The sequence below is a fragment of the Dactylosporangium siamense genome, assembly GCF_016862795.1.
Classification (GTDB): Bacteria; Actinomycetota; Actinomycetes; order Mycobacteriales; family Micromonosporaceae; genus Dactylosporangium; species Dactylosporangium siamense.
The window spans coordinates 12,422-25,795 of the sequence record NZ_BONQ01000053.1 but is presented as its reverse complement, the minus strand read 5'-3'; the positions used below and the strand labels follow the sequence as shown (position 1 = coordinate 25,795).

The following is a 13,374-nucleotide window of genomic DNA, read 5'->3' as shown; positions in this document are numbered from 1 at the left end:
CGTGGTGCGCGCAACATCGTCGCCGGAGTCATCAAACGATCACCACAATCAGATAACAGCAGCTCAGCATGCCTGGAAAATCGCGCATGTCAGATGCGCGATTTGCTGGCGCGATGCTCGTTGAGTATGCCGAGCGTAGCGACCGTGGCAGCGCACGGTGACGGATTCAGGTTGACGGCCGGGCCGGGAGCGCCTGCCGCGCGCGGTCGCGCAGGTGGTCGAGCAGCTCGACGACGGCGGGTGGGACGCGGGCCTGCCGGCGGTGCAGCGCCGCCATGGTGATGACGGTCGTGTCGCCTTTGATGGGCCTTGTCATGATCAGGCCGGCCCGCTCGAGGGGGTCGCCGAGCACGCTGTAGTCGGGCAGCACGGTGAGGCCGATGCCCTCCGCGACCATCATCTTGCCCATCTCGGCACCGTCGGTGGAGTGCCAGCGGGTGGGCAGTTCGGCGCCGAAGAGGCGGTGCGCGAACCGGTGCATGAGATAGCCGGATCGCATCGCGACGAACCGTTCGGCGCGCAGGTCGTCGACGGTGACCTCGGCGCCGGCGGCGAGCGGATGGCCGGCGGGCAGGACCGCGGCGGGGCTGCCGACCAGCAGTGGGGTCGCCTCCAGATCCGGCGGCACGTCGTCACCGTCGAGCAGGTTGACCAGGCCCAGGTCGAGGGTGCCCTCGGCGAGGGAGACGTGGATCTCGTCCTGCTGCAGGTTGCGGACCTCGACGACGGTGGCGCTGTCGGCGGCCTGGAGGGCGCGCACGGCGGGCAGGACCAGTGCGGCGGTGCCCGCGTTGACGGTGCCGATGCGCAGCGTCCGGCGGGTGGTGCGCTGGTTGCCCGCGGCGGCCTTGAGCCGGTCGACCGCCTCCAGGACGTCGACGATCGGCTGCAGCAGCTCCTGGCCGGCGGCGCTGATGCGGGCGCCGGAGCGGCGCCGGTCCAGCAGGGCCACCCCGAGCTCCTGTTCGAGCTTGCGGATCGCCTCGCTGAGCGCGGGCTGCGACACGTGGAGTTGCTCGCCGGCGCGGCGCAGCGAGCCGTGCCTGGTCACGGCGGCGAGGTAGGTGAGCTGCTCGATGCGCATGCGCACTCCCAGGTGATCGGCGACGTCGTCGGGGGGATCGACAACGCCTTCAACCCGGGGCCTTGCGCGTCGATACCCTACTAAGTCTATAGTATTTACCGAGATACCCGAGGGGTCGCTGACGACACCTTGGCCAGCGGCCGGCCCGGCCCGATGAGGGCACCAACCCCCGCTGTCCCGCGGCACTGGAGACGACGTATGCCCGAGCGACCCCTACATTTCGCTGCCTTCGTCATGAACACCACCGGCCACATCATCCAGGGGACCTGGCGCCGCCCGACCGCGCGCCAGGCCGACTTCAACAGCCTCGACCTGTGGGTCGACCTCGCGAAGACCCTGGAGCGCGGCACCTTCGACGCGATCTTCTTCGCCGACGTCGTCGGCCTCTACGCGCCCTACCGCGGCGACGAGCGCAAGTACGTCGAGGCGGGCCTGCAGGTGCCGAGCAACGACCCGTCGGTCCTGGCCAGTGCGATCGCCTACGCCACGCAACACCTCGGCATCGCGTTCACCGCGTCGATCCTGCAGGAGCACCCGTTCAACTTCGCCCGGCGGATCTCCACCCTCGACCACGCCAGCAAGGGCCGGGTCGCCTGGAACATCGTCACCAACTACCTGCCCAACGCCTCGCGCAACTTCGGCCTGGAAGGGCTGACGAAGCACGACGAGCGCTACGCCTGGGCCGACGAGTACGTCGACGTCGCCTACAAGCTCTGGGAGGGCTCGTGGGAGGACGACGCGCTGGTGCAGGACCGCGAGACTGGCGTCCACGCCGACTACGACAAGATCCACCGGATCAACCATGAGGGCCCGCGCTACCAGGTGGAGGGCCCGCACCTGGTGAGCCCGTCGCCGCAGCGCACGCCGCTGCTGTTCCAGGCCGGCGCGTCCGAGGCCGGCCGCACCTTCGCCGCGAAGAACGCCGAGGCGGTCTTCATCGTCGCGCCGACGGTCCAGGCCGCGGCCCGCGACACCGCCGACATCCGGGCCCGCGCGGTCGGGCACGGGCGCTCGCCGCAGGACCTGAAGTTCTTCCAGGGCCTGCACTTCGTCGTCGGCTCGACCGAGGAGGAGGCGAAGCGCCGCAGCGACGAGCTCGACCAGTGGATCGACTACGACGGGCAGCTGTCGCACATGTCCGGCGCGATCGGCATCGACTTCGGCCACGAGGACCTCGACCGGCCCGTCGGCGAGCTCGAGACCGAGGGCGTCCAGTCGATCCTCGGCTGGATCAACGACCTGGTCACCGACCGGCCGCCGACGCTGCGCGACGTCGCGCACTACACCTCGCACAACGGCCGGGTCACCGGCACCCCGGAGCAGATCGCGGACCAGCTGGAGCGCTGGCGGGCGGCGGGCGTCGACGGGATCAACGTCGTCAACGCCGAGATCCCCGGCAGTTACGAGGAGTTCGTCGACCACGTCATCCCGGTGCTGCGCGAGCGCGGCCTGGCCCAGCGCGAATACGCCGAGGGCACGCTGCGGCAGAAGCTGTTCGGCCGCGACCGCCTGCCCGACACGCATCCCGCCGCGCAGTACCGCAGGACCGCGGCGGTGCCGGCATGAAAAGACTCATCCTCAACCTGTTCGAGATGAACTGCGTCAGCCACATCACCCACGGGCTGTGGCGGCTGCCGGACAACAACCGCGAGCGGTTCAACGACATCGAGTACTGGACCGAGCTCGCGCGGCTGCTGGAGGAGGGCGGCTTCGACGCGGTCTTCCTGGCCGACGTCGTCGGCACCTACGACACGTTCCGCGGCTCCGCGGCCACCGCCATCCGGCAGGGCCTGCAGATCCCCAACAACGACCCGGCCTCGGTGGTGCCGGCCATGGCGGCCGTCACCCAGCACCTGGGCTTCGGCATCACGTTCTCCACGACCTACGAGCCACCGTTCGCGTGGGCCCGCCGGCTCAGCACCCTCGACCACCTCACCAAGGGGCGGGTCGGCTGGAACATCGTCACGTCCTATCTGCCCAACGCGGCCCGCAACTTCGGCCACGACGGCGAGGTCGAGCACGACAACCGGTTCGAGCGGGCCGACGAGTACCTCGACGTCCTCTACAAGCTGTGGGAGGGCTCGTGGGACGACGACGCGATCGTCGCCGACCGCGACGGCAACCGGTTCGCCGACCCGGCGAAGATCCGCCCGATCCACCACGAGGGCGAATACTTCAAGGTCGAGGGGCCGCACCTGCCGTCGCCCAGCCGGCAGCGCACGCCGGTGCTGTTCACGGCGACCGCCAGCGCGGCCGGCACGAAGTTCGCCGGCAAGCACGCCGAGGTCGTCTTCACCGGCGGCCCGACCACCGAGGCGCTGCGCAAGACGATCGCGGGCATCCGCGCGGCGGCCGTCGCCGCCGGCCGTCGCGCCGACGACGTCCGGTTCGTCACCATCGCCGGCGTGGTCGTGGCACCGACGGAGGCCGAGGCGAAGGAGAAGTTCGCCCGTTACCAGGAGCTCGCCAGCGCCGACGGCTACCTGGCCCACGCCGGCCTGCCGTGGGACCCGACGGCGTTCCCGCCGGACACGAAGGTCAAGGACGCGGTCGGCGACGGTGACAAAAACGGCCGCGCCGGCCGGTTCCGGGTCATCGACCCGGAGCAGACCGTCGGCGAGGTCCTGGAAGGCTTCGGCGACCTCGGCCGCCAGCCGCTGCTCGCGGTCGGCGACCCGGAACAGGTCGCCGACGAGATCGAACGCTGGCTCGACGAGGTCGGCATCGACGGGATCAACCTGCTGCAGTACCACTCCCACGACACCGCCCGCGACTTCATCGACCTGGTCGTGCCGGTGCTGCGCGACCGTGGCCGGCTGCGCCGCGAATACGACGAACGCGAAACCCTCCGCGACCGCATCTTCGGCGACGGTGACCGGCTGCCCGACCGGCACTTCGGCGCCAGGTACCGCGGCGGCGCCAATCTCCCGGTGAGCGGCATCACCGACCCACTCCCCACCGACGTGAAGGAAGCCCAGTGAAGGCTCGAACAGCTGCTGTCCTCGCCGCCGCCGTGCTCGCGACCGCGTCGCTGAGCGCCTGCGGCAGCGACCCCGCGGCCGGCGGCGGGACCCCGAAGGCCGGCGGCACGATCGTCTACGGACACGTCCAGGAACCGCCGTGCATCTTCGGCGGCTGGATCCAGCAGGCATACATCTCCCGGCAGGTCCTCGACGGCCTCGTCACCCTCGCCGAGGACGGCACCGTCAAGCCGTGGCTGGCCACGAAGTGGGCGGTGTCGCCGGACGGCCTCAAGTACACCTTCACCCTCAAGGACGGCGTGAAGTTCACCGATGGCACGCCGGTGGACGCCGAGGCGGTCGCCTGGAACTTCGACTACTGGGAGAACAAGGGCGGCAACAGCACCGCCAAGGTGTCGATCGACCCGTACTACAAGGCCGCGAAGGCGATCGACGCGAGCACCGTCGAGATCGAGTTCAACACGCCGTTCCCGCCGTTCCTGACCCTCGCCACCCAGGGCTACTTCGGCATCCAGTCACCGACGGCGTTCAAGTCCCGCACCGAGAAGGAGAACTGCGAGAAGCCGATCGGCTCCGGCGGGTTCACGGTCAAGGAGTGGAAGCACGGCGAGGAGGTCGTGCTCGCCAAGAACCCCGGCTACACGTCCTGGCCGGCGACCGCGAAGCACGAAGGCCCGGCGATCGTCGACGAGGTCCGCTGGAAGTTCGTCGCCGACGGCGTGTCCCGGTACGCGTCGCTGAGCACCGGCGAGTCACACGTCGTCTACGAAGTGCCGACGGTCAACTGGAAGGACGCGCAGTCGCGCTACCAGACGATCCGCTACATCACACCCGGCAAGCCGGTGTCGTTCTACATCAACACCAGGACCGGCCCGTTCACCGACGCGGCCGTGCGCAAGGCGTTCGCGTACGGCGCCGACCGCAAGTCCGCCGTCGAGGCCGGCTTCCACGGCGTGATCCCCTACGAGGGCAACCCCGCGGTCAGCCAGGCCACCCCGGGCTACAACGCCGAGGTCGCCAAGGCGTACGCCTACGACCCGGCCAAGGCCAACCAGCTGCTCGACGAGGCCGGCTGGACGCAGCGCAACGCGGACAAGGTCCGCACCAAGGACGGCAAGCCGCTGACCATCAAGCTCGTCTACGGCTCCGGGTTCATCTTCACCCAGGAGGGCGCGACCGTCCTGCAGGTGCTGCAGGAGCAGTGGAAGCAGATCGGCTTCGACATCAAGCTGATCCCGGCCACCCAGGCCGAGCTGTGGGGCGGCAAGTACACCGACCCGAGCACGTTCGACGCGACCCCCTCCTACTGGACCAGCCCGGCCCCGTCGATCCTGTGGATTGTGTGGCGCCCGTCCACCACCGAGAAGCCGAACGGCAGCAACCGGTCCTTCTACAACAACGAGACGCTGTCCGCCGTGATCCAGCAGGCCAACTCCGAGCCCGACGCCACGAAGGCGAACGACCTCTACGGCCAGGCGCAGAAGATCATCCAGGACGACGCGGCGGGTATCGGCCTGTACACGCAGAACTCGACCTACGCGGTCGCCCAGAACCTCAAGAACGTGTGGCTCGAGAAGAGCCAGGGCGAGCCGGTCTTCTCCGACGCGTACTTCACGGGATGAGGCGACGATGAGCAGGCTGCGCCGCATCGCGGTGAAGGCGGTGACGTCGGTGGTCGTGATCGTGGCCGCCGCGTCCGTCACCTTCTTCGCCCAGCTCGCCGTCCCCGGCGACCGGGCCAACACCCTCATGAACCTGCAGACCGGGCAGGACAAGAAGTGGTCGGTCGATGAGCTCGCGCCACTCAACGAGCGGTTCGGGTTCGACGACCCGGTCATCGTGCAGTACCTGGACTACGTCACCGGGCTGTTCCACGGTGACCTCGGCACCTCGTACACGCAGAAACGGCCGGTGACCGAGGTGATCGGCGGGCAGCTGCTGCCGAGCCTGACCCTGACCGGAGCGGCGCTGCTGGTCGCCTGGGCCCTCGCGCTCGGCATCACCCTGCTGACCGTCAAACGGGGCAGGTTCCTCACCAGCCTCGGCACCACCTGGGAGGCGCTGACGGCCAGCCTCCCGCACTACTGGGTCGGTGTCGTGCTGCTCGTGGTCTTCGCGGTCCAGCTGCGGGTGTTCCCGATCATCGGGGGCACCAGCGCGCTGGGCACGGTCCTGCCGGTGCTGACCCTGGCCATCCCGCTCGCGGGGTTCCTCGGTCAGGTGACCCGCGACGAGTTCGAGCAGGTCCTGCAGCAGCCGTTCGTGACGACCGCCCGCACCCGTGGGATGTCGGATCTGGGGGTGCGGGTGCAGCACGTCCTGCGCCACGCCATCCTCCCGGCGATCACGCTGTCCGGCTGGGCGCTCGGCGCGCTCGTCTCCGGCGCCGTCATCGCGGAGAACATCTTCGGCCGGCCCGGGATCGGCCAGGTGCTGGTCACCGCGGTCAACACCCGGGACCTGCCGACGGTGTCCGGGATCGTGCTGGTGGTCGCCGCCATCTACGTGGTGGCGAACCTGCTGGTCGACCTGGCCTACGCGATCGTCGACCCGCGGCTGCGTGCCGCATGAGCACGCTGACGGTCACCCGGGCGGTCCACCTTCCCAAGGTCGGGACGGTGCTGTCGCTGCTGGTCGTCGCGTTCGTGGTGGCCGCCGCGCTCGTCCCGGGGCTGCTGGTCGACGGCAGCCCCACCGCGATCGACCTGAAGTCCACCCTGGAGGCGCCGTCGTGGGCGCATCCGTTCGGCACCGACGACGCCGGCCGCGACCTGTTCACCCGGGTCGTGCACGGCGCCCGCGAGTCCCTCGGCATCGGCCTCGGCGCCACGGCGCTGGCGTTCGTGATCGCGATCGGGCTCGGGTTCACCGCGGCCCTCGCCGGGAGAGTCGTCGACGCGGCCATCACCCGCGTGCTCGAGGTCGCGTTCGCGTTCCCGGCGCTGCTCCTGGCGCTGCTGGTCATCGCCGTGCGCGGCCCGTCGCTCGCGACGTCGATCGCCGCCGTCGGCATCGGCTCGGCACCCGGATACGCCCGGATGATCCGCGGCCAGGTCCTGGCGGTGCGGCAGGCCGGGTTCATCGAGGCGGCGGCGGCGCTGGGCCACGGATGGTTCACCGTCATCCGCCGGCACCTGTTCCCCAACGCCATGCGGCCGCTCGTCGCGGTCGCGACCCTCGGCGTCGGCCAGTCGATCGTGTGGGCGTCCGCCCTGTCGTTCCTCGGCCTCGGCGTCGCCCCGCCCAGCTCCGAATGGGGGGCCCTGCTCGACGCGGGCCGCCTGCACATCACCACCTCCTGGTGGCTGGAGATCCTGCCCGGTGTCGTGATCGTCCTGGTGGCGATCTCCGTGACGTCGCTGGGCCGAACCCTGCAGAACCGACTCGGAGGAGCCGCCCGATGACCACTGTGGACGATCGCCCGGTCGGCCGGGCCGACCGGGTGTCCGGCACCACCGAACTGCTGCGGGTGGAGAACCTGCGGGTGTCGTTCGGCGCCACCGAGGTCGTCGGCGGCATCTCCTTCACCGCCCGGCCCGGGCAGTGCCTCGCCATCGTCGGCGAGTCCGGGTCCGGCAAGAGCGTGACCGCCCGCACCCTCGTCGGGCTGACCGGGCCGGGCGCCCGGGTCAGCGCCGACCGGATCGACCTCGCCGGCGCCGACCTGCTGCACACGACCGAACGGGCCTGGCGGGGCCTGCGCGGCCGGCAGATCGGGTTCGTCCTGCAGGACGCCCTCGTGTCCCTCGACCAGCTGCGCCGGGTCGGCGACGAGGTGGCCGAGCCGCTGAAGCTGCACCGGTGGGGCAACCGCGCCGCACGGGCCGCGAAGGCGGTCGAGCTCCTGGCGTCCGTCGGTGTGCCCGAGCCCGAGGTCCGGGCCCAGCAGCGGCCCTACGAGCTGTCCGGCGGCCTGCGCCAGCGCGCCCTCATCGCCTCGGCGATCGCCCTGGACCCGCCGCTGCTCATCGCCGACGAGCCGACGACCGCGCTCGACGTCACCGTGCAGGCCCAGGTGCTCGACCTGCTCGCCGCCTCCAAGGAGCGGGGCACGTCGATCATCCTGATCAGCCACGACCTGTCCGTGGTGGCCCGGCTCGCCGACGAGGTCGCGGTCATGCGCGACGGCCACATCGTCGAGCACGGCCCGGCCGGCCAGGTCCTGCACGACCCGCGGCACGACTACACCAGGATGCTGCTGGCGGCGATCCCGTCGGAGCACACCCGCGGCACCCGCCTGAGCGGGACCGCCACCACGGTGCAGCGGGCCCGCAGGCAGGTCGACCGGGGCCGGCCCGTCCTCGAGGCGCGGCATCTCACCAAGGTGTTCCGCGGCCCCGACAAGGTCGACCGGACCGTCGTCGACGACGTCTCCTTCGAACTGTTCGGCGGCGAGACCCTCGGCATCGTCGGCGAGTCCGGCTCCGGCAAGACCACCACCGCCCGGATCGCCCTCGCCATCCTGGAGGCCACCTCGGGCGAGGTGCTGCTGCGCGGCGAGCCGTGGTCGGCGCTGTCGACGGACCGGCGCCGGCCGCTGCGCAAACAGGTCGGGGTGGTGTATCAGGACCCGCTGAGCTCCTTCGACCCGCGCTGGTCCGTGGGCCGGATCGTGACCGACGCCCTGGCCACCGGCCGGCGCCCGCCGAGCTCGAAGACCGAGGCCCGGGACCGCGCGGTGCGGCTGCTGGAGCAGGTCGGCCTCACCGGGGCGCACCTGGCCTCCTCGCCGCTGCGGCTGTCCGGCGGGCAGCGGCAGCGGGTCGCGATCGCCCGGGCGCTCGCGCCGGAGCCGTCGGTCATCGTCTGCGACGAACCGGTGTCCGCGCTGGACGTCTCCATCCAGGCACAGGTGCTCGACCTGCTCACCGACCTGCAGGACGAGCTCGGCGTCAGCTACCTGTTCATCTCCCACGACCTCGGGGTGATCCACCACGTGAGCGACCGCATCCTGGTCATGAAGGACGGCCGGGTCGTCGAGCACGGCACCGCCACCGAGGTGTTCGAACGGCCCCGGCACCCGTACACCCGGCAGCTGCTCACCGCGGTGCCACGGCTGGGGTCGGCATGAAGGACGTCTTCGCCCGCATCGCCGAGGGCGCCGTGGAACGCGAGGCCGATCGCCGGCTCCCGGTCGAGGAGGTCGAGTGGCTGCGGGAGGCGGGCTTCACGAAGCTGCGCGTCCCACGCGAATACGGCGGGCTCGGCGCGACGTTCCCCGAGTTCATCGAGCTGCTCATCCAGCTGGGGCGGGCCGACTCGAACCTGCCCCAGCTGCTGCGCGGGCACATCGGCTTCGTGGAGAGCCGCCTGGCGCACCCCCACGCCGAGGTCCGCGAGCGGTGGCTGCGCCGCATCGGCGCGGGCGTCATCGTCGGCAACGCGCAGAGCGAGCGCACCAGCACGTCGTGGCTGGCGCCGGAGGCCACACTCAAGGACGGCCGGCTCAACGGCCGCAAGTTCTACTCCACCGGCAGCCTCTTCGCCGACTGGATCCAGACCACGGCGTCACTGGAGGCCGGCGGGGAGGCCGGCGGGACGGCCAACGTCCTCGTCCCCGCCTCCGCGCCCGGCGTGACCCGCATCGACGACTGGGACGGCTTCGGGCAGCGGCTCACCGGCAGCGGCACCACGCTGTTCGACGACGTCCAGGTCGCCGCGGAGGACGTGGAGCCCATCGACCTGACCGCGCCGACGTCGCTCACCGCCGTCTTTCAGCTGGTACACCTCGCGACCCTGGCCGGCATCGGGCGGGCCGCGGTCGCCGACACCGTCGCGTACGTGGCCGGGCGCACCCGCAACCTGCACAACCCGGCGCACCCGGCACCCGGCACCGACCCGCAGGTGCAGGAGGTCGTCGGCCGCATCGGCGGCGCCTCGATCGTCGCCGACGCCGCGGTCGCGGCCGCCGCGACCGTGCTGGAGGAGGTGCACCGGGCACATCCGGCCGAGCAGTCCCTGCTGGACCGGGCCGACGTCGCCGTCTTCGGCGCGCAGGGCGTCGTGGCCCGTCTGGTCCTGGACCTCAGCACCGAACTGTTCGAGGTCGGCGGGTCCTCCGCCGTCACCGACCGGTTCCGGCTCGACCGGCACTGGCGCAACGCCCGCACCCTCGCGTCGCACAACCCCGTCATCTACCGTGACAGGATCGTGGGGCAGTACCTCCTGCACGGCACCAGCCCCAGTTCGGCGTACGCCGAACTGCGCGACGGTGTGGGGGAGGACTCGTGACCCAGGTCCTCGCCCCGGTCCTCGGCGCCGCCGACGCGGTCGCCGTCGCCGCCGGGTTCGCGGCCCGCTTCGCCGCCGGCGCCGCCGACCGCGACGCGCACCGGACGATCCCGCACGCCGAACTCGACGAGCTCAGCGGATCCGGGCTCCTCGCGATCACGGTCCCGGCCCGGCACGGCGGTGCCGGCCTGCCCGTCGAGGTCGTGACCGAGGTGATCCGGCTGCTGTCCACCGGCGACCCCAACATCGGCCAGATCCCGCACAGCCACTTCGCCTACGTCAACCACCTGCGCCTGCAGGGCACCGACGCCCAGCAGCGGCACCTGTTCGGCGAGGTCCTCGCCGGCCGCCGCTTCGGCAACGCCCAGTCCGAGGCCGGCACGAAACACGTCCGCGACATCCGGACCACCCTGACCGCCGCCGGGCCGGGACGCTGGCGGCTCAACGGCCGCAAGTTCTACGCCACCGGCGCGCTGCTCGCCCACCGCATCCCGGTGCTCGCCCACCTGGGGACGGACGGGCCGCTGCACGTCGCCTGGGTCGACCGGCACGCCGGCGGCGTCGAGGTGATCGACGACTGGAACGGCCTCGGCCAGCGGACCACCGCCAGCGGCTCGGTCGTCCTGCACGACGTCGACGTGCCCGACGAGCTGATCACGCCGTACGCGGCCACCTTCGACGGGCCGCAGACCTACGGCGCGTTCGCGCAGGTGCTGCACGCGGCGATCGACGCCGGCATCGCCCGCGCCGCGATCACCGACGCGGCCCGGTTCGTCCGCGAGCGCAGCCGGCCCTACCCGGACGCACAGGTGGAACTGGCCGCCGATGACCCGCTCGTGGTGCAGGCGTTCGGCGAGATCGAGCTGACCGTCCGCGCCGCCGAGGCGCTCCTCGCGGAGGCCGCCCGGACGATCGACCGCGCCGACGCCGACCTGACCGCCGCCACCGCGACCACGGCGTCCCTCGCCGTCGCCGCGGCGCGGGCGGCCACCGCCAAGGCCGCGGTCGAGGCCGGCAGCCGGCTGTTCGAGGTGGCCGGCACCCGCTCGGCCGCCGCCGGTCTCGGCCTCGACCGGCACTGGCGCAACGCCCGCACCCACACCCTGCACGACCCGGCGGCCTGGAAGATCCAGCACCTCGGCCGCTGGGCCGTGGCCGGCACCCCACCCCCAAACCACGGACAGGTGTAAATGGCAGCGCTCAAGTTCCACTGGTTCCTGCCCACCAACGGCGGCGACGGCCGGCAGGTCGTCGGCGGCGGCCACGGCACCCCCGCGGGCGCCGCCGGGCGCCCCGCCTCGGTCGCGTACCTCGGCCAGATCGCCCGCTCCGCCGAGCAGCTCGGCTTCGAGGCCGCGCTCACCCCGACCGGCGCGTGGTGCGAGGACGCCTGGATCAGCACCGCCATGCTGGCGTCGGTCTCCGAACGGCTGAAGTTCCTGGTGGCCTTCCGCCCCGGCCTCACCGCGCCGTTCCTCGCCGCGCAGATGGCCGGCACGTTCCAGAACCTCTCCGGTGGCCGGCTGCTGCTCAACGTGGTCACCGGCGGGGAGAGCCACGAGCAGCGCATGTACGGCGACTTCCTCGACAAGGACGCCCGCTACGAGCGGTGCGGGGAGTTCCTGCGGATCGTCCGGGACCTGTGGTCCGGCAAGCCCGTCACGTTCGACGGCACCCACTTCCAGCTGTCCGACGCGGTCCTGGCGCAGATCCCGGATCCGCTGCCGCTGGTGTACTTCGGCGGGTCGTCACCGGCCGCGCTGGACGTCGCCGCCCGCCACGTCGACGTGTACCTCACCTGGGGCGAGCCGCCGGTCGCGGTCGCCGCGAAGGTCGACCGGGTCCGCTCGCTGGCCGCCGAACAGGGCCGGAGCCTGGCGTTCGGGCTGCGGGTGCACACGATCGCCCGGGACACCGCCGAGGAGGCCTGGGCGGAGGCGGACCGGCTCCTGGCCGGGATCTCGGAGGAACAGATCCGCAAGGTCCAGGACGGCCTGCGGCGCAGCGAGTCGGAGGGGCAGCAGCGGATGCTCGCACTCAACGGCGGGACCAAGGACGGCCTGGAGATCCACCCCAACCTGTGGGCCGGGGTCGGGCTGGTGCGCGGCGGCGCCGGCACCGCGCTCGTCGGCAGTCACCAGCAGGTCGCCGACCTCATCGAACAGTACGTCGAGGCCGGCATCAGCGAGTTCGTGCTGTCGGGCTACCCGCACCTGGAGGAGGCGTACCGCTTCGGCGAGGGCGTCCTGCCGGAGTTGGCGGCGCGCGGGCTGTGGCACCATCCGGCGCCCGGCCGGCACACCGTCGCGGCGGTGCCGTTCGGGACGCGGGTGGCGTCATGAGCGCCCGGACCGAGGTCGCCAGCCCGACCTGCGAGGGCACGTACACCGGCCCGCTGAAGCTGGTCCTCGACCGGTTCCCGGGCGGGACCGGGCTGCGCGGACTGTTCGTCATCGACGGTTCTCACGACGACCCGGCGGCCTGCGCCGACTGGCCGGCGGCGACGAAGCCCCTCGTCTCGACGATCCTGGCGAACCGTGGGGAGCCGGCGTGACGACGTTGCGGACCAATCAGGACCTCGACCCGGACCGCCTGCGCGAGGTGTTCGGGATCTTCCCCAGCGGGGTGGTGGCGGTCGCGGCGCTCGTCGACGGCGTGCCGGTCGGCCTGGCGGCGAGCTCGTTCACCTCGGTGAGCCTCGACCCGCCGCTGGTGTCGTTCTGCATCGCCAACACCTCCAAGACGTGGCCGGACCTGCGCCGCGCGCCGCACCTCGGGGTCACGATCCTGGCCGACCACCACTCGAGCGTCGCCCGGCAGCTCGCCGGGGCGGTCGAGCGGCGGTTCGACGGCCTGCCGCTCATCGTGACGGCCGAGGGCGCGGTCACGCTCGACGACGGCCTGGCCCACTTCGACACCACGATCTACAACGAGGTCCCCGCCGGTGACCACACGATCATCCTGCTGCGGCTCAGCGCGGCCGGGCGCTCGCAGCTGCCGGATCCGTCACCGCTGGTGTTCCACCAGAGCAGGTTCGGGCGGCTGCACACCGGCTGAGCAACGGTGGCCTCGTCACGG

12 protein-coding genes are annotated in these 13,374 nt (G+C 71.8%); 11 read left to right on the top strand and 1 reads right to left on the bottom strand.

Annotated elements, in window-relative coordinates; genetic code table 11:
- Positions 1-166 precede the first annotated feature (166 nt).
- Positions 167-1,084, bottom strand: coding sequence for a LysR family transcriptional regulator (locus Dsi01nite_RS17905; RefSeq protein ID WP_203847312.1), 918 nt, complete (start codon positions 1,082-1,084; stop codon positions 167-169).
- Positions 1,085-1,237: 153 nt separating this feature from the next.
- On the opposite strand from Dsi01nite_RS17905, the gene Dsi01nite_RS17900 reads away from it, so the two are divergent.
- From Dsi01nite_RS17900 to Dsi01nite_RS17850, 11 genes are read left to right on the top strand one after another with little or no spacing between them, the layout of a single operon-like run.
- Complete coding sequence (locus tag Dsi01nite_RS17900) at positions 1,238-2,650, top strand: LLM class flavin-dependent oxidoreductase (RefSeq protein ID WP_308442060.1); 1,413 nt, start codon at positions 1,238-1,240, stop codon at positions 2,648-2,650.
- On the top strand, positions 2,647-4,065 hold the full coding sequence (locus Dsi01nite_RS17895; RefSeq protein WP_203847310.1) for an NtaA/DmoA family FMN-dependent monooxygenase: 1,419 nt from the start codon (positions 2,647-2,649) through the stop codon (positions 4,063-4,065). Before Dsi01nite_RS17900 ends, Dsi01nite_RS17895 begins: the two co-directional genes overlap by 4 nt.
- A complete protein-coding gene (locus Dsi01nite_RS17890) occupies positions 4,062-5,687 on the top strand; it encodes an ABC transporter substrate-binding protein (RefSeq protein WP_239135968.1) in 1,626 nt (541 codons plus the stop codon). Before Dsi01nite_RS17895 ends, Dsi01nite_RS17890 begins: the two co-directional genes overlap by 4 nt.
- Before the next feature lie 7 nt (positions 5,688-5,694).
- A complete protein-coding gene (locus Dsi01nite_RS17885; protein WP_203847309.1) occupies positions 5,695-6,636 on the top strand; it encodes an ABC transporter permease in 942 nt (313 codons plus the stop codon).
- Complete coding sequence (locus Dsi01nite_RS17880; protein WP_203847308.1) at positions 6,633-7,469, top strand: ABC transporter permease; 837 nt, start codon at positions 6,633-6,635, stop codon at positions 7,467-7,469. Before Dsi01nite_RS17885 ends, Dsi01nite_RS17880 begins: the two co-directional genes overlap by 4 nt.
- Entirely contained in the window at positions 7,466-9,136 is a 1,671-nt protein-coding gene (locus Dsi01nite_RS17875) for a dipeptide ABC transporter ATP-binding protein (RefSeq protein ID WP_203847307.1), read from the top strand. The genes Dsi01nite_RS17880 and Dsi01nite_RS17875 overlap by 4 nt, the downstream gene beginning before the upstream one ends.
- On the top strand, positions 9,133-10,296 hold the full coding sequence (locus tag Dsi01nite_RS17870; RefSeq protein WP_203847306.1) for an acyl-CoA dehydrogenase family protein: 1,164 nt from the start codon (positions 9,133-9,135) through the stop codon (positions 10,294-10,296). The genes Dsi01nite_RS17875 and Dsi01nite_RS17870 overlap by 4 nt, the downstream gene beginning before the upstream one ends.
- Positions 10,293-11,486 carry an SfnB family sulfur acquisition oxidoreductase gene (locus Dsi01nite_RS17865; RefSeq protein ID WP_203847305.1) on the top strand — a complete coding sequence of 398 codons (1,194 nt, stop codon included), beginning with the start codon at positions 10,293-10,295 and terminating at the stop codon, positions 11,484-11,486. Before Dsi01nite_RS17870 ends, Dsi01nite_RS17865 begins: the two co-directional genes overlap by 4 nt.
- Complete coding sequence (locus Dsi01nite_RS17860) at positions 11,487-12,638, top strand: LLM class flavin-dependent oxidoreductase (RefSeq protein WP_203847304.1); 1,152 nt, start codon at positions 11,487-11,489, stop codon at positions 12,636-12,638.
- Positions 12,635-12,850 carry a hypothetical protein gene (locus Dsi01nite_RS17855; protein WP_203847303.1) on the top strand — a complete coding sequence of 72 codons (216 nt, stop codon included), beginning with the start codon at positions 12,635-12,637 and terminating at the stop codon, positions 12,848-12,850. Before Dsi01nite_RS17860 ends, Dsi01nite_RS17855 begins: the two co-directional genes overlap by 4 nt.
- A complete protein-coding gene (locus Dsi01nite_RS17850; protein WP_203847302.1) occupies positions 12,847-13,353 on the top strand; it encodes a flavin reductase family protein in 507 nt (168 codons plus the stop codon). The genes Dsi01nite_RS17855 and Dsi01nite_RS17850 overlap by 4 nt, the downstream gene beginning before the upstream one ends.
- Positions 13,354-13,374 lie beyond the last annotated feature (21 nt).

Coding starts and splice junctions, on each gene's coding strand:
- Dsi01nite_RS17870 (WP_203847306.1), top strand. CDS start 9,133: ATGAAGGACGTCTTCGCCCGCATCGCCGAGGGCGCCGTGGAACGCGAG.
- Dsi01nite_RS17855 (WP_203847303.1), top strand. CDS start 12,635: ATGAGCGCCCGGACCGAGGTCGCCAGCCCGACCTGCGAGGGCACGTAC.
- Dsi01nite_RS17875 (WP_203847307.1), top strand. CDS start 7,466: ATGACCACTGTGGACGATCGCCCGGTCGGCCGGGCCGACCGGGTGTCC.
- Dsi01nite_RS17880 (WP_203847308.1), top strand. CDS start 6,633: ATGAGCACGCTGACGGTCACCCGGGCGGTCCACCTTCCCAAGGTCGGG.
- Dsi01nite_RS17895 (WP_203847310.1), top strand. CDS start 2,647: ATGAAAAGACTCATCCTCAACCTGTTCGAGATGAACTGCGTCAGCCAC.
- Dsi01nite_RS17885 (WP_203847309.1), top strand. CDS start 5,695: ATGAGCAGGCTGCGCCGCATCGCGGTGAAGGCGGTGACGTCGGTGGTC.
- Dsi01nite_RS17900 (WP_308442060.1), top strand. CDS start 1,238: ATGAGGGCACCAACCCCCGCTGTCCCGCGGCACTGGAGACGACGTATG.
- Dsi01nite_RS17905 (WP_203847312.1), bottom strand. CDS start 1,084: ATGCGCATCGAGCAGCTCACCTACCTCGCCGCCGTGACCAGGCACGGC.
- Dsi01nite_RS17860 (WP_203847304.1), top strand. CDS start 11,487: ATGGCAGCGCTCAAGTTCCACTGGTTCCTGCCCACCAACGGCGGCGAC.